Below are 21,500 nucleotides of genomic sequence, written 5' to 3'. Positions count from 1 at the left end.
CAGCGCGGAGGCGTCGCCCGCGGCCTGCGCCCCGGCGCACAGGGCGGCCACGCGGGTGTCGAGCCCGGTCAGGTCCGCCGTCAGCCCGGCCTCCACCTGCGCGCATGTCTCCTCCAGCGCGGCGGCCAGCGCCTGGATGTCCCGGTGGAGCGTGGCGGTGCCGGTCACGGCGCCTCTCCGGAGCCGGGCTGGGCGGCGGTCTGGGTGGCGGGCTGGGCGTCCGGCGGCAGCGTTCCGTTGGCGCGGTAGACGTAGGCGAGGATCTCGGCCACGGCGGCGATGGCCTCGATGGGGATTTCGGTGTCGATGTCCACCGCCGACAGGATCTGCACGAGGTCGGCGTCCTCGCGCACCTTCACGCCGTTGGCGAAGGCCAGCTCCAGAATCTGTTCGGCCACATGGCCCTTGCCGGTGGCGACCACGCGGGGCAGGGCCTGGCCGCCCAGCTCATACTTCAGCGCGACCGCGACGGGCCGGTTGGGAAGAGGGCGGTGATTCGGAGACGGCTCGGACAAGGGGTTCCCGCCGGATGGCCTGTATCGATGGGCGTATCCTGGCGGAACATGCTTAACGAAGCGTGAAGCCCAAGCATGAAGCCCAAGCATGAAGCCTTGGGAGCGGCCCGAAGCCGTGGGCCGGATTCATCTTTGATTAACTGAAACGGCGGAAGATCGGAATGCTGTGATGCATCCCGCCCGCCTTGGTGCGCCCGTTCGCGCGTCCCGGCGGACAGGCCCCCAGACCGGAACCCGGCGATGAACCTCGAAAATCTCGGCCTCTTCAAGCTGATGTCGCGCAAGATGGGCTGGCTGACCGAACGCCAGAACGTGCTCGCGCAGAACATCGCGAACGCCGACACGCCGGATTACAAGGGCCGGGACCTGAAGCCCTTCACCTTCCGCGACGCCTTGTCCGACAGCCGCCGCCTTCAGCCCACGGCGACCAACGCCTCGCATCTTTCGGGAACGCGCGGCGCCGGCGGGCTGAACCAGGAGCAGCGCCAGCGCAACCCCTACGAGACGGCGCCGGACGGCAACAATGTGGTGCTGGAAGAGCAGATGCTGAAGCAGGGGCAGACCGGCATGGACTTTCAGACCATCACGAACCTCTACAAGAAGCAGGTCAACCTGATCCGCTCCTCCATCCGCAGCGGTGGTTGAAGGCGGCGGTTCGGGCACGGTTCGGAACGAAGGAGGCGGGGCATGGATCTCTACACGTCGATGGCGGTGTCCGCGTCCGGCATGAAGGCGCAGGGAGCGCGCCTGAAGACCATCGCGGAAAATCTGGCCAACGCCAACACCACGGCGGAAACGCCGGGCGATCTGCCCTACCGGCGCAAGGTCGTGATGTTCCAGAACGCGCTGGACCGGCAGATGGGCGTCGACCTCGTCCGCGTCGCCAAGATCGATGTGGACAAGAAGGATTTCGAGCGGCGCTACGACCCCTCGCACCCGTCCGCCGACGCCGACGGCTATGTGCTGCTGCCCAACGTCAATTCGGTGGTCGAGGCGATGGACATGCGCGAGGCGCAGCGTTCCTACGAGGCCAACCTGTCGGCGGTGGACAGCGCCCGCCAGATGCTGATGCGCACCATCGACATCCTCCGCGCCTGACGCGGCGAAGTTTTTGAAGGAAGGACGTTCGTCCCATGGTCAACCCGATCAACGCCGCCGCGGCCTACGCGAACACGGCCGCCACCACGACCGGACCGGGCATGGCCCCGCGCAACGGGGTCAGTTTCGGCGACGTTCTGGAAGAGACCGCCAAGGGGGTCATCGGCGACCTGAAGCAGGGCGAGACGATGACCGCCAAGGCCGCCGTTGGCCAGGCCGACCTGACCGACGTGGTGCAGGCCGTGACCAACGCCGAGGTGACGCTGCAGACCGTCACCGCGGTGCGCGACAAGGTGCTGTCGGCCTATCAGGAAATCCTGCGCATGCCGATCTGACGGCGGCGCCCGCCCTGCGAGCCTGCCCCGCGCGAAGCGTGCCCCGAGCGAAGAGCCCGAGCCAAGTGCCATGAGCGAAACCGACGTCATCGAGATCTGCCGCTCCTCCATCATCACGCTGGTGTTCGTGGTGGCGCCGGTGCTGGTGGCCATGATGGTGGTCGGCACGGTCATCTCGGTGTTCCAGGCCGTCACCCAGATCAGCGAGCAGACGCTGGCCATGGTGCCGAAGGTGCTGCTGGTCTTCGGCCTGTCGATCCTGCTGATGCCCTTCATGCTGGGCGAATTGCGGGCCTTCTTCGAGCATGAGGTGGCCGACCGCATCGTCGCCATCGGCACCGGCGTCAACAGCGTGCCAAACGCCGGAAATCTGCCCGGCGGCGGCGGATGAACCTGCTCCAGCAGTTTCTGGGCGACCAGATCTTCGTCTGGCTGCTGGTGTTCGCCCGCGTCGGCACCGCCTTCAGCATAATGCCGACCATCGGCGACGCCTTCGTCTCCACCCGAACCCGTCTTCTGTTCTCCGTCGCGGTCAGCGTTCTGGTGGCGCCGATCCTGGGCGACCGCATGCCGCCGATGCCCGACAACATCTTCCGGCTGTTCGTTCTGATCGCCGGGGAGGTCACCATCGGCATCTTCATGGGCACCGTCGCGCGCCTGCTGATGGGGGCGCTGGAGGTGGCGGGGACGATCATCGCGCTCCAGTCCGGCCTGTCGAACGCCCAGATGTTCAACCCGGCCATGGCGTCGCAGGGATCGCTGCCCGGCGCTCTGCTGGGGTGGCTGGGGCTGCTTCTGATCTTCATCACGAACCTGCACCATCTGCTGATCATGGCGGTGGTGGACAGCTATTCGACCTTCACGCCGGGGGCGGCGATCCCCATCGACGACATGGCGAACGTGGTCGGGCAACTGGTCGGCAAGTCCTTCATGCTGGGCGTGCAGATGTCGGCGCCTTTCCTGATTTCCGGCATGCTGTTCGCGCTGGCCCTGGGGCTGCTGAACAAGCTGGCGCCGCAGATCCAGGTGTTCTTCCTGTTCACCTCGTTGCAGGTGGCTCTGGGGCTGTTCATGTTCGCCCTGACGCTGGCCGCGATGATGATGTTCTGGCTGACCCATTTCGAAGCCGCCTTCGTCGATTTCCTGAGACCGGGCTGAGCGGGGAGAGATCCGGTGTCCGAAGACGCGGATGAATCATCCAAAACAGAAGATCCGACGCAAAAGAAGCTCGACGAAGCCCACAAACAGGGCCAGTACGCGATGACCCAGGAAATCGGCAACTGGCTGATGGTCGCCGCGGCGCTGGTGATTCTGGTCTCGGTTCTCCCCGGAACGCTGAAGGGCATGGTGCCCCGCCTGAACTTCTTCTTCGAGAACCTGGACCGGATTCCCATGGACCAGGGCGGTGTCGGCGCGGTGCTGATGCGGGTGATGAAGGACATCCTGTGGGCGCTGTGGCTTCCGATTCTCTTTCTGCTGTTCGCCGGGGTGATGGGCACCATCGGGCAGAAGGGCTTCAACGTTTCCTGGGAACTGATCACGCCGAAGCTGGAGAAGCTGAACCCGATCGCCGGCCTCACCGGCATGTTCACCGCCCAGAAGGGCGTCGATCTGCTGAAAAGCCTGGCGAAGCTCGCCGTGGTCGGCGTCGTCGCCTACATGGCGCTTCAGCCGATGATGCTCACCATCGAGCATTACATCGGCATCGACATGATGATGATGCTCCGCGAGACGGACAGCCTGACCTTCCGGCTGCTGGCCGGCGTCCTCGCCATCCTGACCCTGATCGCCGGGGCCGACCTGTTCTGGCAGCGCCACAGCTTCGACAAGAAGATGCGCATGACCAAGCAGGAGGTGAAGGACGAGCACAAGCAGGCCGAAGGCGACCCCCATGTGAAGGGCCGCATCCGCCAATTGCGGTTCGAGCGGGCGCGCAAGCGCATGATGGCCGCGGTGCCGGGCGCCGACGTGGTGGTGACCAACCCGACCCACTTCGCCGTCGCGCTGAAGTACGACGCCAAGACCATGGGCGCCCCGATGGTGGTGGCGAAGGGCGCGGACGTCGTCGCCTTCAAGATCCGCGAGATCGCCGAGGAGAACGGCGTGCCGGTGATGGAGAATCCGCCCCTCGCCCGGGCGCTCTATGCCGCATGCGATATCGACGAGGAGGTTCCGTCCGAGCACTATCGCGCCGTCGCGGAAGTCATTACCTATGTCTTCAAGCTGAAAGGACGCACGGTGCGGAACTGAGGACCGTTTCCGGCCCTTTCATTGCGGCGAACGGCTGACCTGAACGGCTGACCTGGGAACGGCTGACCTGGAGTTCCGGTGGACGACACGACCTCTTCCTTTGCCGACAGCGCTCCCGCCGGACGCCGCACCGATGGTGCCGCCGGGGTGGGGGAACGGTCCGGCGGCGCGTTCGCCACGGGGGCGCTGGCGCTTCTTCTTCTGGCCGGGCTGGCGGCCGCGGCGGCGGGGGTGGTGCTGGACCGCGACCCGCTCGCCTGGGCGGGCCTGACCGCCGCGGGGGCGCTGGCGCTGGTTCTGGCCATCCGCATGGTCCGCGCACGCCAGCGGGCGGCCCGCGTCGGGTCCCTGCTGGGCAGCGCGCTGGAGGGGCTGCCATCCGGCCAGCTCGTCTGCGACGGGGCCGGGAGGGTGGTCTTCGTCAACAGCACCTTCCGCTCCCTGACCGGCTGGAGCGAGGGCGAACCGCCGCTGCGCGCGCTGGAGCGCCAGTTCGCCGACGACCCCGACAGCGCCGACGCCTTCCGCCGGCTGTGCGAGCGGGTGAAGGGCGGTTACGCCGGTTCGATCGAGCTGGCGGTCCGCCAGCAGGGGCGTGCCGCCGAATGGCGCCGCATCCAGGGGCAGCCCATCGACGGGCACGCCGGGGCGGTGATGTGGCGAGTCGAGGACATCACCGCCCGGCGCGAGCTGGAGCAGGTGACCCGGCGCGAGCAGAACCAGCTCGTGGACTTCATGGACCATGCCCCGGTCGGCTTCTTCTCGGTGGACCAGGACGGGCATTTCCAGTTCGTGAACGCGACCCTGGCGAAGTGGCTGGGCTGCGCGCCGGAGGATCTGGTGGAGGGCGGGCGCCGCCTTCACGACGTGCTGGCCCATGCGCCCGCGGACGCCGCCCCCTACGACCTGATGGAGGGCGGCGGGATCGAGCAGCGCGGCGAGATCGCCATGCGCGGGCTCCAGGGCCGCCGCTTCCAGGCCTATGTGGCGCAGAGCGTGGTGAAGGGCGAGGACGGGCGGACGTCGCACACCCGGTCCGTCGTGCGCGACCTGACGCCGGAGCGCGAGTGGCAGGAGGCCCTGCGCCTGTCCGAACAGCGCTTCCAGCGCTTCTTCGAGGACGCGCCAATCGGCATCGCGCTGGTGGACGAGGGCGGGCGGCTGGCCGAATGCAACCAGGCCTTCCTGGCGCTGATCGGCAGCGAGGCCGGCAACGTCATCGGGCGCGCCATGGCCGACCTGATCGTCCCGGCGGAGCGCGCCATGGTGACCGAGCGGCTGACCGCCGTGCAGGGCGGCTCCGACCCCGCCGCCCCGCTGGAGGTGCGGCTGACCGGCGGGCGGGAGCTGGTGGCCCAGCTCTACGCGCGGCGGCTGGGCGGGGTGGGGCCGGAAGGGGCGGTGGGGCTGATCCTGCATTTCATCGACATGACCGAGCGCAAGGGGCTGGAGGCCCAGTTCGCCCAGTCGCAGAAGATGCAGGCGGTCGGCCAGTTGGCCGGCGGCGTCGCCCACGACTTCAACAACCTGCTGACCGCGATGATCGGCTTCTGCGATCTGCTGCTGCTGCGCCACAAGCCGGGCGACCAGTCCTTCAGCGACATCATGCAGATCAAGCAGAACGCCAACCGCGCGGCCAACCTCGTGCGGCAGCTTCTGGCCTTCTCGCGCCAGCAGACGCTTCAGCCGCGCGTGCTGAGCGTGACCGACGTGCTGGCGGAACTGGGCAACCTGATGCGCCGCCTGATCGGCGAGAACATCGAGCTGAAGATGCTCCATGGCCGGGACATCGGCTACGTCAAGGTGGACCAGAACCAGCTGGAGCAGGTCATCATCAACCTCGTGGTCAACGCGCGCGACGCCATGGCCGGGGGCGGGCGGCTGACCATCGTCACCTCCAACCACGTGGCGGAGCAGGCGCAGCGCCGCGAGCACGAAACCATTCCCCCCGGCGAGTATGTGTCCATCGAGGTGATCGACACCGGTTGCGGCATTCCCAAGGAAAATCTCCAGCGAATCTTCGAGCCCTTCTTCACCACCAAGGGGGTGGGGTCGGGTACCGGGCTGGGGCTGTCCACCGTCTACGGCATCGTCCGGCAGACCGGCGGTTTCGTCCTGGTCGAGTCGGAGAAGGGGGAGGGGACGACCTTTACCATCCTGCTGCCCCGCCACAAGGGCGAGGCCCGTCCCGACCAGGGCGAGCCGCGCGAACGGCGCGGCAGCGACCTGACCGGCTCCGGCACCATCATGCTGGTGGAGGACGAGGACGCCGTGCGCGTCTTCTCCGCCCGCGCGCTCCGCAACAAGGGCTATCAGGTGCTGGAGGCCAAGAACGGCGAGGCCGCCTTGCAGCAGATCGGGACGGACGGCAACCGCATCGACCTGCTGATCACCGACGTGGTGATGCCGCAGATGGACGGCCCGACGCTGGCCCGCCATGTCCGGCAGATGCGCCCGGAAATGCGGGTGATCTTCATCTCCGGCTACGCCGAGGACCGGCTGGGCGAGATCGACGGGGTGGAGGTCGCCCACTTCCTGCCCAAGCCCTTCTCGCTGAAGCAGCTCGCCTCGAAGGTCAAGGAGGTCATCCGGGAGGGGAAATAGCGGCGTCTACCCGACCCGCCAGCCGTGATAGGCCCAGCTCTCCGTTCCCGGCACGCCGAGCGGCTCCCACCCGCCGCGCCCGGCGCCGATGGGGCGGTCCGACAGGACCAGGGCGCCCGGCGCCAGGAAGGGATCGATCAGCCCGGCGATCCAGTGGCGGATTCCATCCTCCTCGTCCTCCCGCGCGCTGCCGACGTCGGCGTGGGCCAGCCGCACCGCGCCGCGGAAGCGCTCCGCCGCGGCGGGCAGCGTCTCCCGGAAATCGCCGAGGAACAGCCGGTCCTCCTCCGGGCGCAGGGGGGGCGGGACGCGCGCCCACATGTCGAACACCAGGATGTCGCGCGGCGGGAACAGGCGGCGCAGGTGATCGTAGGTGCGGCCCTTGCCCAGGCCGATTTCCATCACGAGACCGGGGGACCCGGCGACGCAGCCCGCGGCCCAGCCGAGCGCCACGCGCTGCGCGGTCAGGCGGTCGATCATGCGGTCGAGCGTGGAGCGGGCGACGGTCATGTCCGGCTTTCGAAAGAGGCGTTTGCGGAACGTCCTCCACTCAACGCCGAAGTCCGCACCCGGTTGCACGGGCATCCGGAGTTCCTATTTAGGAACGGGAACATTAGCGGAACTTAGGGCTTTGCCGATGAGAACAAAGCTGGTACGTTATGCTCCATCGAATGACCGTTGGCGAGATCGTTGGCGAGATCGTTGGCCCAGGGGCCGCAGATGTGATCTAAGAAGAGGAGACGGGCATGTCGTCCGCACAGCTTCGTTTGGTCGAGAAGGATTCCATGGATAAGCAGAAGGCCCTGGATGCCGCTCTGGCGCAGATCGAGCGCGCCTTTGGCAAGGGCTCGATCATGAAGCTCGGCGCCCGCGAGAACACGGTCGAGACGGAGGTCGTTTCCACCGGCTCGCTCGGCCTCGACATCGCGCTGGGCATCGGCGGCCTGCCGCGCGGTCGCATCATCGAGATCTACGGTCCGGAAAGCTCGGGCAAGACGACGCTGGCGCTGCACGCCATCGCCCAGGCCCAGAAGGGCGGCGGCACCTGTGCCTTCGTGGACGCGGAGCACGCGCTCGACCCGGCCTACGCCCGCAAGCTGGGCGTGAATGTGGACGAGCTGCTGATCTCCCAGCCGGACGCCGGCGAGCAGGCGCTGGAGATCGCCGACACGCTGGTGCGCTCCGGCGCCATCGACGTGCTGGTGGTCGACTCGGTAGCCGCCCTGGTGCCGCGCGCCGAACTGGAAGGCGAGATGGGCGACAGCCACGTCGGCCTGCACGCCCGCCTGATGAGCCAGGCGCTGCGCAAGCTGACCGGCTCCATCGCCAAGTCGAACTGCCTGGTGATCTTCATCAACCAGATCCGCCTGAAGATCGGCGTGATGTTTGGCAACCCGGAGACGACGACGGGCGGCAACGCGCTGAAGTTCTACGCCTCCGTCCGCCTGGACATCCGCCGCATCGGCGCCATCAAGGACCGCGAGACGGTGGTGGGCAACCAGACCCGCGTGAAGGTGGTGAAGAACAAGATGGCCCCGCCGTTCCGCGTGGTCGAGTTCGACATCATGTACGGCGAGGGCGTGTCGAAGGTGGGCGAGCTTCTCGACCTCGGCATCCAGGCCGGCGTGGTGGACAAGTCCGGCGCGTGGTTCAGCTACGATGGCACCCGCATTGGCCAGGGCCGCGAGAACGCCAAGACCTACCTGCGCAACAACCCGGCGGTGGCCGACGCCATCGAGGCGAAGATCCGCGGCAACGCCGGCCTCGTCGCCGACGCCATGATGGGCACCCCGGAAACCGAAGGGGACGCCGCCACGCCGGAGTGATCGCCGCCCGTCGTACCGTTCCGAGCAGGAAGGCCCCTCTCCGGTCCGCCGGAGAGGGGCCTTTCTTTTCATGAACGATCGAAGCGGAATGGGATGGCCGATCAGAACGGAATGATCAGGCGCCCCCAGGCCCGGGTGTCGTTGCCGCCGTAATTGTCCTCGTGGACCGTGCGGGTCAGGTAGCCCTGAAGGATCACCTTCTCGAAGTTGTAGCCGACCAGGGCGCCCAGGGCGACTTGGCTCTGCTTCTCGTAGGTGGAGGTCGGCTTGTTCAGGTCCCAGGAGGCGAAGCCGACGGGGCCGACCGTCCACTTTCCGAAATTCTTCGTGGCGGTCACGTCGATGTTCAGGAAGTCCGGATTGATCGTCCGCGACTCCGAGCGGGTGTGGATGCCGTAGATCGTGTTGGCGGTCAGGTTCCAGTCGTCGGCGGTGTAGCTGATGCCGAGGCGCTGGTTGATCGAGGTCGAGTCAAAGCCGAGCTTGTTGCCCACCGGCAGGTAGACGCCCAGCAGGTAGCTGACGCCGAGGCCGTTTCCCAGGTCCCAGGCCAGTTGGCCCGCCAGGAACGGGTTGTAGATGCCGCTCGTGTAGTCGCTGTTCTGGACACCGACGGCAAGCGCGGGCAGGGCGGCCAGCAGCTGGACGCGGGCGCCCAGGACCTTGGCGGGCGTCGCCCAGGCCACCACCGGGATGTTCACCGCCAGCGTGGTGTCGGGAGCGCCGTTCGGGCCCTCGCGGACGCCCCAGTCGAAGGTGTCGACGAAATAAACGCCCTCCGGCAACGGCGCGCCGACCGCGAGGCCGATGGTTTCGCCCGGCTGGGTCACCGAGCCCGCCAATGCCGGCGAAGCCGCCGCCATGCACAGCGCCGTCATGCAGGCCGCGGCGGAGGCCCCGCCCTTGAGGGCCAGAAAATCAATGGATTTGCGCAGCTTGGAGCCAAGTTCATTCAGCATCGTTTTTGCTCTTTCCGTATGCAGTGTCGTCCCCGCAAGTCCTTCAAGGGCATTCCGCGTCACGGAGCCCAGTACAAAGAAGCCGCTCACAAGAGCCTGGCTGTCACCTTCTTGTGCGGTGGACTAATACGGTCGATGGGCTATTGGGAGGCAATGGTACTTTCGTTTGGAAAACTGCGCGCGAGCGGCAAAGTTTTTCCCGCATTTGCGAAATGTGCGGTGGCTGACCGGTGGTCTTGAAAGGCGATGGTCGCTTTGTCGGTTGCTCTCGCGCGGCGACTGTATACAAAAGTACAATGCTCATTGCATTGAAAATAAAAGAGGCTCTGTGTGAGCAAGTGTTCTCTGATGTGTCATGTTGTACGAAAGAACAATGAGGCCGATTCGTTCCGTCAAGTTGTTGTTATTGATAGTTTTGCGATGCAATATTCGAGTTCTGTGACAAATAGTTCTTTTGGTCAGATGCTTCTTTAAGACGAGGCCGGGCGCCGCGATCCCCCGGACGGTTCCGCCCGCGGCGGGGATTCCGCCCGCCGCCGCCGCGGTTCGCCGCCGCGCTGGCACTCTGTGGACAGCCACACCAACTCACGTTAAAAGCACGGTTCGGCCGCGATAAAGGCCGCGCCGCCGACTGAAGCCGACCGTAGCCGGAGCCTGGACCGCTTATGAAGACCGCCAACGACATCCGCCGCACGTTCCTGGACTTTTTCGCGAAGAACGGCCACCAGATCGTGGAGTCGTCGCCGCTGGTTCCGCGCAACGACCCGACGCTGATGTTCACGAACGCCGGCATGGTGCAGTTCAAGAACGTCTTCACGGGCGCCGAGTCCCGGCCCTATTCGCGGGCGACCACCTCGCAGAAGTGCGTGCGGGCGGGCGGCAAGCACAACGACCTGGACAATGTCGGCTACACGGCGCGGCACCACACCTTCTTCGAGATGCTGGGCAACTTCTCGTTCGGCGACTACTTCAAGGACGACGCGATCGCCTTCGCCTGGAACCTCGTGACGAAGGAGTTCGGGCTGCCGGCGGACAAGCTGCTGGTCACCGTCCACAGCTCCGACGAGGACGCGGCGGGCATCTGGCGCAAGGTCGCGGGCCTGTCCGACGACCGCATCATCCGCATCCCGACCGACGACAATTTCTGGCGCATGGGCGACACCGGCCCCTGCGGCCCCTGCTCGGAGATCTTCTTCGACCACGGCCCGCACATCGCCGGCGGTCCTCCGGGCTCGCCCGACCAGGACGGCGACCGCTTCATCGAGATCTGGAACCTCGTGTTCATGCAGTATGAGCAGCGCGGTCCCGACGATCTGATCGCCCTGCCGAAGCCGTCCATCGACACCGGCATGGGGCTGGAGCGTCTGGCCGCCGTGCTCCAGGGCAAGCACGACAACTACGACATCGACCTGATGCGCGCGCTGATCGTGGCCTCCGCCGAGGCGACGAAGACCGCGCCGGACGGCGCGCACGCCGTCTCGCACCGTGTCATCGCCGACCATCTGCGCTCCTGTTCCTTCCTGATCGCCGACGGCGTGCTGCCGTCGAACGAGGGCCGCGGCTATGTGCTGCGCCGCATCATGCGCCGCGCCATGCGCCACGCCCACATGATCGGCGCGCGCGAGCCGCTGATGCACCGCCTCGTTCCCGCGCTGATCCAGCAGATGGGCGACGCCTATCCGGAGCTGAACCGCGCCCGCGCCCTGATCGTCGAGACGCTGAAGCTGGAGGAGACCCGCTTCAAGCAGACGCTGGAGCGCGGCCTGCGTCTGCTGGAGGATGAGGTGGGCCGTCTGGGCGAGGGCCAGCCGCTGCCCGGCGACGTCGCCTTCAAGCTGTACGACACCTACGGTTTCCCGCTGGACCTGACCCAGGACGTGCTGCGCACCCAGGGCCGCCCGGTCGATGAGAGCGGCTTCAAGGCCGCCATGGACGAGCAGCGCCGCAAGGCCCGCGAATCCTGGGCCGGCTCGGGCGAGGCCACGACCGAGAAGCTGTGGTACGAGCTGAAGGACGAGCTGGGCGCCACGGAGTTCTTCGGCTACGACACCGAGGTCGCCGAGGGCAAGGTGACCGCCATCGTCAAGGGCGACGCCCGCGTCGAGCAGGCCGCCGCCGGCGAGGAGGTGCTGGTCATCGTGAACCAGACCCCCTTCTACGGCGAGTCGGGCGGTCAGGTCGGCGACGCCGGCGTGATCTTCTCCGCCGAGGGCACCGAGGTCGCCGTCTCCGACACCCATAAGAAGCTGGGCGCCGTCTGGGCCCATGTCGGCACGGTCACCAAGGGCACGCTGAAGGTCGGCGACGTGGTGGAACTGCGCGTGGACACGGAGCGCCGCTCGGCGATCCGCGCCAACCACTCGGCCACCCACCTGCTGCACGAGGCGCTGCGCCGCCGCCTGGGCGAGCATGTGACCCAGAAGGGCTCCCTGGTCGCGCAGGAGCGCCTGCGCTTCGACATCAGCCAGCCGACCGGCCTGACCCCCGCGGACATCGCCGCGGTCGAGGACGAGGTGAACCGCCGCATCCTGGGCAACAGCGAGGTCGTCACCCGTCTGATGTCCCCGGACGAAGCCCGCGCCGCCGGCGCCATGGCCCTGTTCGGCGAGAAGTACGGCGACGAGGTGCGCGTGGTCTCCATGGGCGGCCCGCATGGCGAGCTTGACCGCGACTACTCCATCGAGCTGTGCGGCGGCACCCACGTCCGCCGCACCGGCGACATCGGCCTGTTCAAGATCGTCGCCGAGGGCGCCGTCGCCGCGGGCGTGCGCCGCATCGAGGCGCTGACCGGCACCGGCGCCAAGGCGTGGCTGTCGGAGCGTGACCATCTGCTGACCGAGGCCGCGTCCGTCCTCAAGGTCCGTCCGGAAGACGTCCCGTCGCGCCTCGCCGCCCTGGTGGACGAGCGCCGGAAGATGGAGCGCGAGCTGGCCGAACTCCGCCGCCAAGTCGCCATGGGCGGCGGTGCCAAGGCGGACGGCGGCAACGAGGCCAAGGACATCGCGGGCGTGAAGTTCGCCGCCCGCGTGGTCGAGGGCCTGCTGGCCAAGGACCTGAAGCCGATGGCCGACGAGCTGAAGAAGCAGGTCGGCTCCGGCGTGGTCGTGCTGATCGCCTCGAACGAGGGCAAGGCGTCCATCGTCGTCGGCGTTACCGACGACCTGACCGCCAAGGTCAGCGCCGTCGATCTGGTGCGCGTCGGTGCGGAGGCCCTGGGCGGCAAGGGCGGCGGCGGCCGTCCGGACATGGCCCAGGCCGGCGGCCCGGACGCCGCGCTGGCCCCCGCCGCGGTCGAGGCCATCGAGAAGGCCGTCGCGTCGAAAATTGCCTCATAACGTGGCTTGACTGCTTCTTTGTGTCGCAACCGGCCTCGGTTGCAATCAGTTGTGTACTCCCGGTCCGGCCTCTACCTTCGCAGCGGAGGAAACGCCGGGCCGGGGAGTGCGCCATGCCGTACATCATCTGGCGAAGCAGGATGAGCGTCGGCATCGAGCGGATCGACGAAGATCACAAACAAATGATCCGCTGCGTGAACGACCTGGATACCGCGATCAATCAGGCCGTCTATGATCCACGGTTGACCGCCCAGACCCTGCTGAGCCTGTGCCAATACACGAAGTCGCATTTCGACCGCGAAGAAATGCTGATGCGCGCGGTCGAGTATCCTGATTTCGCCGTCCACAAGCATCAGCACGACACGGCGCGGGCGATGCTTCAGGATATTTGCGAATCCTTCATGCAGGCGCCGGAGAAGGCGGTCGCCGAACGCATCTACAAGTTCGCCGCGGACTGGCTGGTTCAGCACATCCTCATCGCGGATATGAAGATGGTTCCGCATATCGTCGGGACGGCGACCCCGGCGCCGGCGCTGGCGCCGGTCCCGTCCGCCGTATCGTGAGGCCGGGCCGGTCGGGAATGCCGTAGCGCCGGTACTCCCGCGCCAACCGGCCGGTCAGGGCCAGCCCGGCCATCCGCATGTCCGCCACCAGCGACGCCAGCGGCGCGTCCAGCGTCTTGGGGCGGTTCCGCTCCACCAGAAAATGCCCCAGCCACGCCGCCCCATAGCCGACGAGCGGGGCGGCCAGAAGCGCCCGCCGGTCGCGGCGCGCCACCCCCACCGCCAGCAGGGCCGCGGCGGTCACGGTGCCGGCGACGTGCAGGGCGCGGTTCGCCGGATGGCGGTGCTGCTCCAGATAATCGGGCCAGAAGTTCGGGTCGGTCGCCATGGCGGACTCCTTCCGTTGGGGAAACGCCGGACGGCCTGCGGCGGTTCCGTCTTGCATGATCCCCGCCGTGCTGGAAGGATGCGGGGTCCACGAACGACACCGCGGAACCGACTGGCATGCGCTTCACCGGCACCGACTCCTACGTCGCAACCGAAGACCTGATGGTGGCCGTCAACGCGGCCATCACGCTCCAGCGCCCGCTGCTGGTGAAGGGCGAACCCGGCACCGGCAAGACCGTGCTGGCCCAGGAGGTCGCCCGCGCCCTGAACAAGCCGCTGCTCGCCTGGCACATCAAGTCCACCACCAAGGCGCAGCAGGGCCTGTACGAGTACGACGCGGTCAGCCGCCTGCGCGACAGCCAGCTTGGCGAGGAGCGGGTGCACGACATCGGCAACTACATCGTGCGCGGCAAGCTGTGGGAGGCGTTCGAGGCGCCGGAACCTCCCGTGCTGCTGATCGACGAGATCGACAAGGCCGACATCGAGTTCCCCAACGACCTGCTGCTGGAACTCGACCGCATGGAGTTCCACGTCTACGAGACGCGCCAGACGGTCAAGGCGGCGCGGCGCCCCCTCGTCATCATCACCTCCAACAACGAGAAGGAACTGCCGGACGCCTTCCTGCGCCGCTGCTTCTTCCACTACATCCGCTTTCCCGACCGCGACACGATGGAGCGGATCGTGGATGTCCATTATCCGGGCCTGAAGCAGGATCTGCTGCGCGAGGCGATGGCGCTGTTCTACAGCCTGCGCGAGGTGCCGGGCCTGAAGAAGAAGCCCTCCACGTCGGAGCTTCTGGATTGGATCAAGCTGCTGATGGTCGAGGACGTGGACCCCGAAACCCTGCGCGCCAAGGACGCCCGCAGCCTGATCCCGCCGCTGTGCGGCGCGCTGCTGAAGAACGAGCAGGACGTGCATCTGCTGGAACGGCTGGCTTTTCTCGCCAAGCGGGACGGGCGGTAGGAAGGGCTTGACCAGGGCCGCCGTCCTGGGGCAGCCTTGACGAATGCAATCGACCCCGCACCTGAACCGAATGCGAATTACCGCCCCGGCGCTCTGACAGAGGGCGCCGGACAGCGACCGTTCGTTTTCGCAATCGGGTGTGGAGTGTGGCGTGTCCGTGCGCCCTGGGTCTACCGGAACCCATGATCCGGTCCATCTTTGCCCTCCGACGCCGAATCCGTTGCGCCTCCCGGCGGAGCGAATGCGGGGCTCTGCGCGAATTATCGGCCCGGTCCGCTGAAGCGGGCCGGGTTTCGCGCCTTCCTTTTCCGCCCCCAATCCGTTCCCTCCGCCCGAGGACTTTTCGTGATGCCGTCCGCGCACGCCACCCGTCTGCCTGCCGTTTCAACCCGAACCGACGCCGAAGATCGTCTGCCGCCCTGGCTTCCCCTGTCCGCCATCGAGGATGCCGCCGAGCGGCTGCGCGGGCGGATCGTCCGCACGCCGCTGCTGCCCGCTCCGGCGCTTGGCCGTGACGTCTGGCTGAAGGCGGAGACCTTCCAGGCCACCGGCGCCTTCAAGGAGCGCGGCGCCCTGAACCGCCTGCTCCGGCTGACGGCGCTGGAGCGCGCGGCGGGGGTCGTCGCCATGTCCGCCGGCAATCACGCCGCCGGTCTGGCGCTGCACGCCCAGCGGCTGGGAGTGAAGGCGACCATCGTCATGCCGGTCACCGCGCCCCGCTGCAAGGTGGAGCGGACGGAGGCGCTGGGCGCCGAGGTCGTGCTGTCCGGCGCCACGGTGGGCGAGGCGAAGGCCCGCGCGCTGCAACTGGCGTCGGCGCGGCGGCTGACCTTCGTCCATCCCTACGACGATCCCGACGTGATCGCCGGGCAGGGGACGGTGGGGCTGGAGGTGCTGGCCGACCGCCCGGACCTCGGCACGCTGGTGGTTCCGGTGGGCGGCGGCGGGCTGCTGGCCGGCATGGCGGCGGCGGTGAAGGCGCGCACGTCCTCCGCCGCCGTGGTCGGGGTGCGGCTGGCGCGCCGCCGCGGCCCGACTCTCGCGGACGGGATCGCGGTGGATGCGCTGGGCAAACTGCCGCAAGCGCTGCTGGCCGGTTTCGTGGACGCTCTGGTCGAGGTGGAGGAAGGCGAGGTCGCGGCGGCGATGCGGGCGCTGCACGGCTCCTTCGGCGTGGTGGCGGAGGGCGCCGGGGCCGCCGCGGTGGCGGCCCTGCTGGCCGGGAAGGTGCCGGCGGATGGCCGGACCGTCGCCGTGCTGTCCGGCCGCAACGTGGATTCCGACACGCTGGTGCGGACGCTGGCCGCCGCTTGATCGACATCAAAGACCTTGCGCCGGGACACGCACGGGATCGTCCTGCGAGGCAGTCGCCGTTTGGAGGGGCGCTCGCAGGCAATGCCCGGATGTTCCAGCGACTCGTCTGGTGCCCGTTCTCGCGCTCGGCTTTCCTCGTCAAGGTGGCGGACGACAGATGCATGCCCGCCCAGCCGGGGGAGGCAACCAGGCGGCCTGCGTCACACGATTCAGTGTCCTGCCATCTGCTCAACGCTCGCAGGGGAGCGCGCGTTCCGGAGCGCAATCGCCATCCATCTCTGTCGTTGATCGGGTGCGGAACAGTCTTCGCCCGTACGCCCGCAATGGCGTTTCGATGAATTGGTACGAGAACTCTGACAAAGACAATGTCAGGGAAAAAGCAATCACCACCGCTATGGCGGAATAGGCCAATCCATCGGCGTTTTCGTGGAAATTTCTACCGACGATCGAGCTCGTCAGGTAAAAAACTGGCATATGTGTCAGGTAAATGGAGTAGGACCGTGAGCCGATATAGGAGGCTATCTTCCTGTTTCTTTCCGATCTGACAATGTATCCGCGATCAAAGGAGGCAAGAAACACGAGCATTGATGAAACAATCACCGTGCATCCCATGAACCAGTCAAAGAGGCGAGGGGTGGCGAGCACAATGAGCAGAGTTGCCAAGGTGATGATGGTGATTTTGCGAACAAGAACCTTCTCGAAAACTAAAATTTTGAACCTATCCATTTGCCAAGCATGCCAGATCAGCGCGATGCTGATGCCCATCAGTATCGAATCGGTTCTAAAAAACCAACCGAATGACGGCCATGGCCTTGATGAAAATATCTGGAACGCTGCGCATGCAATGGATATGATCAGGAGAGCTCGCTTGTTAATAAAGAAGAAAACAAATGGGAAAAGGAAGTAAAACTGCTCTTCAAGTGAAAGGCTCCAGTAATGCCATAGCGCGTCGGGAGAGCAGCTGTATAATTCAAGATAATTGCAAGCAGTGAGATGAAGATTGGTTATCTGAAAAAGTGATGAAGTCCATGTGTGAAGTAAGTCATTCCAGTCTCCAAATGCTCCCGGAGTCCTAAAGGTACTGGCGACGAAAAGAGTTGCTGTTCCCCAAAATATGGCGGCTGGCCATAGTCGGAAAATCCGGCGCCCCCAAAATGGCAGAGCCGAACGGGTGAACTGCTGGAAACCAATGCGATCACCGTTCTCTTTTATAAGGGAGCTTGCAATCAAAAACCCGGAAATGCACAAAAACAGGTCAACGCCACCGCCAAGCCAGTAATAACTAATGGCCTCATTCCACGATGGATTAATAACGCCAAGGTGAGCTACTATCGTAATGGCGATCGCGTAAGCTCTGAGTGCCTCGATATCGATGTTTTTCTTATTTTTGGCGCTCGTAGAAAACATGGCGTGGGACGGTCCGTCGATGGCATATCCATTGGAATTAACTCGCTAAATGATTTCACGCCGATATGCAAGCCGCTCCTTGGATTGGCAAGGCGCATCCTGAGAGATCCATGGAACTGCCTGGGCGGTGACGTCTTGAGGGTCTTCGTCAAGCGGGTAACGGTCAGAGTTCAAACGTCATTGTTCCGGTTGTGAAAATGCCGTGGCTATTGTGTGTTCATCCAGTCAGCCTGGACGAACCGGCGCCCGCCGTGGCTTTGACGACCGGCGTTCTGCCCTGTTTGACACCGACCGCCGCGAATGAGGCGCTGTCTTCGGTCGAGGCTGTCTCCACGTTGGCACTCCAATGCACGAGGCCCGGCTTAGGGAGCCATGAAGACGCTGGCGTGCCGTCCGATCTCGCCGCTGGTCAGGTCGCGCGCCAGCACCGCCACGTCGGTGGACCCCGGCTTCGCGTCGCCCTGCGGGACGCGGACGAAGACGCGGTAGGTCGCCACCGAGTCCGCCTCCGCGGTCAGCGTCAGCGACGGACCCGACTGGGCCTCCGCGCTGGCCACCGACAGGTCGGCGTTCGCCAAACCCTCCACCGACAGGCGGTAGGTCCGCGCCTCGTGCGTCTTGTTCAGGATCTTGATGGTGTAGGCGTTCTGCACCGCGCCGCTTGAAAGCTGGACATAGAGCGGCGCCCGGTCGCGCAGCACGCTGACGTCCAGCGTCGGGCGCATCGCCAGGGAAATCGCCATGACGCCGGTCACCACCAGGATGATCAGGGCGTAGATCACCGTGCGCGGGCGCAGCAGCCGGACCGGGGCGGCCAGACCGTCGGCCTTGGCGACCTGATTGGAGCGGGTGTCGAACAGGATCAGGTCGCCGGGGCGCCCGACCTGGGCCATCACGTCGTTGCAGGCGTCCACGCACAGGCCGCAGCCGATGCAGGAAATCTGCTGGCCCTTGCGGATGTCGGTGCCGGTCGGGCAGACATGGACGCACAGCTTGCAGTCGATGCAGTCGCCCAGCCCGTCCGCCGTCCGCTCCTCCCAGCTCTGCGACTTGCGCAGCGGCGCGCGCCCTTCGCCGCGCCAGTCCTGGTAGGTGACGACGTAGGTGTCCTCGTCCACCATCGCGGCCTGGAAGCTGCGCCACGGGCAGACATAGATGCAGATCTGCTCGCGCGCCCAGCCGGCGAAGAAATAGGTCGTGGCGGTGAACAGGCCGGTGAAGGCCAGGACCTTCCATGACACCTCGCCCGTCGCGATCTCGCGCAGCAGCGTCGGGGCGTCGTTGAAATAAAAGATCCAGGCGCCGCCGGTGACCAGGGAGATCGCCAGCCAGATCGCGTGCTTCGACGCCTTCAGCCCGAGCTTGCGCGCCGAGAGCGGCGCCTTGTCGAGCCGGATGCGTTCGGTGCGCGGGCCTTCCAGCTTGCGCTCCACCCACATGAACAGGTCGGTCCAGACCGTCTGCGGGCAGGCGTAGCCGCACCAGATGCGGCCCAGCAGGGTGGTGGCGAAGAAGATGCCGAAGGTGCCGATGATGAGGAGGCCGGTCAGGTAATAGACCTCCTGCGGCCAGATCTCGATCCAGAAGAAGTAGGCGCGCCGGCCCACCATGTCGACCAGCACCGCCTGATCCGGGATGCCCGGCCCGCGGTCCCAGCGAATCCAGGGCGTGATGTAGTAGATGCCCAGCAGGACGATCAGCGCCAGCCATTTCAGCCGCCGGAAGCGGCCATGGACGTCGGCGGCGTAGACCTTGAGGCGGTGCACGAACCAGCGCTCGCGCGGCTGGTCGGCATCATGGGCGGCGGGGTTCGGGGCGGCGGGGTTCGGAGAGGTGAGGGACATGGCGTGCGGCCTTGCTTTGACGCGGCGGTCAACCTAGCCCCTCCTTTATAAGCCTTCCGTGATGTAGTCACACTGCGGCAGATCAACACCTTGGCGGTACGGGCTGCGGCGGCATAGGCTCAGACCGTGTCGCCGCGCAGCTCGGCCAGACCGTCCTCATAGGCGCGGTCGAACAGGGACTCCAGCTTGGCGTCGGTGCCGCGCAGGCCCGCGACCACCGCGTGCGCCCATTCGAAATACTCGACCTTGCGCTCCAGCGGCCAATCGGCGGGCGGGCTGTGCGCCATGGAGCGCAGGTTGGACACCTTGTCGGCCAGCTTCACCAGCTTCGCGCGGGGCGAGGCGGTGGGGGCGGCGTCGATCTGCCGCTGCTTGCGCTCCGCCTTGCGCAGGCGCTTGTCGTCGGTGGTCTCGGCCACGACGCCGGCGACCTCCGCCCCGAAATGCTGCTCAATCTCTTCATAGGAGGCGTCGGTGTCCTCCAGCGTGTCGTGCAGCAACGCGGCGATGACCACCACCGGGTCCTTGCCCGCCGTCGCCTCGGCGCACAGGAACGCCACCTCCGACAGGTGGTTGAGGTAGGGTTCGGCGCGCACGCCCTTGCGGCGCTGGTCGATGTGCTTGTGCGCGGCGAACTCCAGCGCGCGGGCGAAGTCGAGAAGGGCTGTCATGGCGTTCCTGGCGGCTCGGCGCTACGATGAGGGCGGATGGGGACGGAACCCCACGGGGGGAAGCGGCATGTTCACGGGTTTCTTCTTCGAACTGCGCAAGGCGGGCGTGCCGGTCTCGCTGAACGAGTACCTGACGCTCATGGAGGCCATGAAGCGCGGCGTCGCCGCCTTCCGCGTCGATGACTTCTATTACCTCAGCCGGGCCTGTCTGGTGAAGGACGAGCGCAATCTCGACCGCTTCGACCGCGTGTTCGGCCAGGTGTTCAAGGGGCTGGAGGGGCCGGAAGGCGGCGACGGCGATGCGATCCCCGTGGTGGACCTGCCGGAGGAGTGGCTGCGCAAGCTGGCCGAACGTTTCCTGACCGAGGAGGAGAAGGCCCGGATCCAGGCGCTGGGCGGCTGGCAGAAGTTGATGGAGACGCTGGCGCAGCGGCTGGCGGAGCAGAAGGGGCGGCACCAGGGCGGCTCAAAGTGGATCGGCACCGCCGGAACCTCGCCCTTCGGGGCCTACGGCTACAACCCGGAGGGCGTGCGCATCGGCCAGGAGGGCTCCCGCCACCGCCGCGCCGTGAAGGTGTGGGACAAGCGGGAATTCAAAAATCTGGACGATCAGGTCGAGATCGGAACCCGCAACATCAAGGTCGCCCTGCGCCGCCTGCGCAAGTTCGCCCGCACCGGGGCGGCCAGCGAGCTGGACCTGCCCGGCACCATCCGCGCCACCGCCGGCAACGCCGGCTGGCTCGACCTGAAGATGGTGCCGGAGCGGCACAACGCGGTGAAGGTTCTGCTCTTCCTGGACATCGGCGGTTCCATGGACGACCACATCCGGCTGGTCGAGGAGCTGTTCTCCGCCGCGCGGGGCGAGTTCAAGCATCTGGAGCACTTCTACTTCCACAACTGCGTCTACGAGAGCGTGTGGCGCGACAACAAGCGCCGGCACGAGGAGCGCATCCCGACCTGGGACGTGCTGCACACCTACCCCGCCGACTACAAGCTGGTCTTCGTCGGCGACGCGGCGATGAGCCCCTACGAGATCGTCTATCCCGGTGGTGGCGTCGAGCACTGGAACGAGGAGTCGGGGCAGGTCTGGCTGCAGCGGATGCTGTCCGTCTACAGCCGCGCCGTCTGGCTGAATCCGACGCCGGAAGCGCGCTGGGGCTACACGGAGAGCACCCGCATCCTGCAACGGCTGCTGAACGGGCGCATGTACCCGCTGACCTTGCAGGGTCTGGACGCGGCGATGCGGGAACTGGTGCGCTAACAGGTCGCGGAAAAACGAACATATTTCGGCTTTTTGCCCCCTCTGAGGCTTGGAAATGGCGTTTCCGCCGCCCGTTTCTGTCAGAATGGAGCGCCTTTTCGCGCTCTGAGACGCTCGGAGCCGCCGTTCAGGCGGACTCCGGGCGTAATTGTGCCGCCGCCAGCAGCTTGGGCAGGCGGATCAGGTTGTAGGCGGTAGCGGTCAGGGTGAACATCCAACCGACGCGGG

General features: G+C 66.4%; 20 protein-coding genes. 13 read left to right on the top strand and 7 right to left on the bottom strand.

Annotated features, from left to right (window positions below; translation table 11 throughout):
- Positions 1–164: 164 nt before the first annotated feature.
- The gene (locus tag QSG27_RS18935; protein ID WP_306708845.1) at positions 165–515 is read right to left on the bottom strand and encodes an EscU/YscU/HrcU family type III secretion system export apparatus switch protein; all 351 of its coding nucleotides are present in this window, start codon (positions 513–515) and stop codon (positions 165–167) included.
- A 240-nt stretch (positions 516–755) separates the two neighbouring features.
- Between QSG27_RS18935 and flgB the strand changes: the two genes are divergently transcribed.
- From flgB to QSG27_RS18900, 7 genes are all read left to right on the top strand, one after another.
- Positions 756–1,160 (top strand): flagellar basal body rod protein FlgB, encoded by a 405-nt coding sequence (gene flgB, locus QSG27_RS18930; RefSeq protein ID WP_306708844.1) that lies wholly within the window; start codon positions 756–758, stop codon positions 1,158–1,160.
- Between the two features lie 42 nt (positions 1,161–1,202).
- Positions 1,203–1,613 (top strand): flagellar basal body rod protein FlgC, encoded by a 411-nt coding sequence (gene flgC / locus QSG27_RS18925; RefSeq protein WP_306708842.1) that lies wholly within the window; start codon positions 1,203–1,205, stop codon positions 1,611–1,613.
- Positions 1,614–1,648: 35 nt separating this feature from the next.
- Entirely contained in the window at positions 1,649–1,948 is a 300-nt protein-coding gene (fliE, locus tag QSG27_RS18920; protein ID WP_306708840.1) for a flagellar hook-basal body complex protein FliE, read from the top strand.
- Between the two features lie 70 nt (positions 1,949–2,018).
- A complete protein-coding gene (locus QSG27_RS18915) occupies positions 2,019–2,339 on the top strand; it encodes a flagellar biosynthetic protein FliQ (protein ID WP_306708839.1) in 321 nt (106 codons plus the stop codon).
- Positions 2,336–3,106 (top strand): flagellar biosynthetic protein FliR, encoded by a 771-nt coding sequence (gene fliR / locus QSG27_RS18910; protein WP_306708837.1) that lies wholly within the window; start codon positions 2,336–2,338, stop codon positions 3,104–3,106. The genes QSG27_RS18915 and fliR overlap by 4 nt, the downstream gene beginning before the upstream one ends.
- Before the next feature lie 15 nt (positions 3,107–3,121).
- Positions 3,122–4,198, top strand: a complete 1,077-nt coding sequence (flhB, locus tag QSG27_RS18905) for a flagellar biosynthesis protein FlhB (protein ID WP_306708835.1) — start codon at positions 3,122–3,124, stop codon at positions 4,196–4,198.
- 78 nt (positions 4,199–4,276) lie between these two features.
- Complete coding sequence (locus QSG27_RS18900; RefSeq protein ID WP_306708833.1) at positions 4,277–6,802, top strand: hybrid sensor histidine kinase/response regulator; 2,526 nt, start codon at positions 4,277–4,279, stop codon at positions 6,800–6,802.
- A 6-nt stretch (positions 6,803–6,808) separates the two neighbouring features.
- On the opposite strand, the gene QSG27_RS18895 is transcribed toward QSG27_RS18900, so the two are convergent.
- Entirely contained in the window at positions 6,809–7,312 is a 504-nt protein-coding gene (locus QSG27_RS18895; RefSeq protein WP_306708831.1) for a class I SAM-dependent methyltransferase, read from the bottom strand.
- A 236-nt stretch (positions 7,313–7,548) separates the two neighbouring features.
- On the opposite strand from QSG27_RS18895, the gene recA reads away from it, so the two are divergent.
- Positions 7,549–8,628 (top strand): recombinase RecA, encoded by a 1,080-nt coding sequence (recA, locus tag QSG27_RS18890; protein WP_306708829.1) that lies wholly within the window; start codon positions 7,549–7,551, stop codon positions 8,626–8,628.
- Between the two features lie 101 nt (positions 8,629–8,729).
- Here recA and QSG27_RS18885 read toward each other — a convergent pair whose 3' ends face one another.
- Complete coding sequence (locus QSG27_RS18885) at positions 8,730–9,587, bottom strand: transporter (RefSeq protein WP_306708827.1); 858 nt, start codon at positions 9,585–9,587, stop codon at positions 8,730–8,732.
- A 665-nt stretch (positions 9,588–10,252) separates the two neighbouring features.
- On the opposite strand from QSG27_RS18885, the gene alaS reads away from it, so the two are divergent.
- Together alaS and QSG27_RS18875 are read left to right on the top strand one after the other, a co-directional pair.
- Positions 10,253–12,922 carry an alanine--tRNA ligase gene (alaS, locus tag QSG27_RS18880; protein ID WP_306708826.1) on the top strand — a complete coding sequence of 890 codons (2,670 nt, stop codon included), beginning with the start codon at positions 10,253–10,255 and terminating at the stop codon, positions 12,920–12,922.
- A gap of 113 nt (positions 12,923–13,035) precedes the next feature.
- A complete protein-coding gene (locus QSG27_RS18875; RefSeq protein WP_306708825.1) occupies positions 13,036–13,485 on the top strand; it encodes a bacteriohemerythrin in 450 nt (149 codons plus the stop codon).
- Here QSG27_RS18875 and QSG27_RS18870 read toward each other — a convergent pair.
- A complete protein-coding gene (locus QSG27_RS18870; protein WP_306708824.1) occupies positions 13,397–13,813 on the bottom strand; it encodes a DUF962 domain-containing protein in 417 nt (138 codons plus the stop codon). The genes QSG27_RS18875 and QSG27_RS18870 overlap by 89 nt on opposite strands.
- 116 nt (positions 13,814–13,929) lie before the next feature.
- On the opposite strand from QSG27_RS18870, the gene QSG27_RS18865 reads away from it, so the two are divergent.
- Both QSG27_RS18865 and QSG27_RS18860 read left to right on the top strand, forming a co-directional pair.
- Positions 13,930–14,775 (top strand): AAA family ATPase, encoded by an 846-nt coding sequence (locus tag QSG27_RS18865; protein ID WP_306708823.1) that lies wholly within the window; start codon positions 13,930–13,932, stop codon positions 14,773–14,775.
- Between the two features lie 348 nt (positions 14,776–15,123).
- Positions 15,124–16,089 (top strand): threonine ammonia-lyase, encoded by a 966-nt coding sequence (locus QSG27_RS18860; protein WP_306708822.1) that lies wholly within the window; start codon positions 15,124–15,126, stop codon positions 16,087–16,089.
- Positions 16,090–16,317: 228 nt separating this feature from the next.
- Here the strand turns inward: QSG27_RS18860 and QSG27_RS18855 are convergent, their stop codons facing one another.
- The 3 genes from QSG27_RS18855 to QSG27_RS18845 all read right to left on the bottom strand — a co-directional run bounded on the left by QSG27_RS18855 (position 16,318) and on the right by QSG27_RS18845 (position 20,011).
- Positions 16,318–17,496, bottom strand: coding sequence for an acyltransferase family protein (locus QSG27_RS18855; protein ID WP_306708820.1), 1,179 nt, complete (start codon positions 17,494–17,496; stop codon positions 16,318–16,320).
- Positions 17,497–17,858: 362 nt separating this feature from the next.
- The gene (gene ccoG / locus QSG27_RS18850) at positions 17,859–19,340 is read right to left on the bottom strand and encodes a cytochrome c oxidase accessory protein CcoG (RefSeq protein ID WP_306708818.1); all 1,482 of its coding nucleotides are present in this window, start codon (positions 19,338–19,340) and stop codon (positions 17,859–17,861) included.
- A gap of 119 nt (positions 19,341–19,459) precedes the next feature.
- Positions 19,460–20,011: an HD domain-containing protein gene (locus tag QSG27_RS18845; RefSeq protein WP_306708816.1), complete on the bottom strand. Its 552-nt coding sequence runs from the start codon at positions 20,009–20,011 to the stop codon at positions 19,460–19,462.
- Between the two features lie 67 nt (positions 20,012–20,078).
- Between QSG27_RS18845 and QSG27_RS18840 the strand changes: the two genes are divergently transcribed.
- On the top strand, positions 20,079–21,272 hold the full coding sequence (locus tag QSG27_RS18840; RefSeq protein ID WP_306708814.1) for a vWA domain-containing protein: 1,194 nt from the start codon (positions 20,079–20,081) through the stop codon (positions 21,270–21,272).
- Positions 21,273–21,500: the final 228 nt, after the last annotated feature.

It is taken from the genome of Azospirillum isscasi (assembly GCF_030849505.1).
GTDB lineage: Bacteria > Pseudomonadota > Alphaproteobacteria > Azospirillales > Azospirillaceae > Azospirillum > Azospirillum isscasi.
This window is presented reverse-complemented; position numbering and strand designations above follow the sequence as displayed.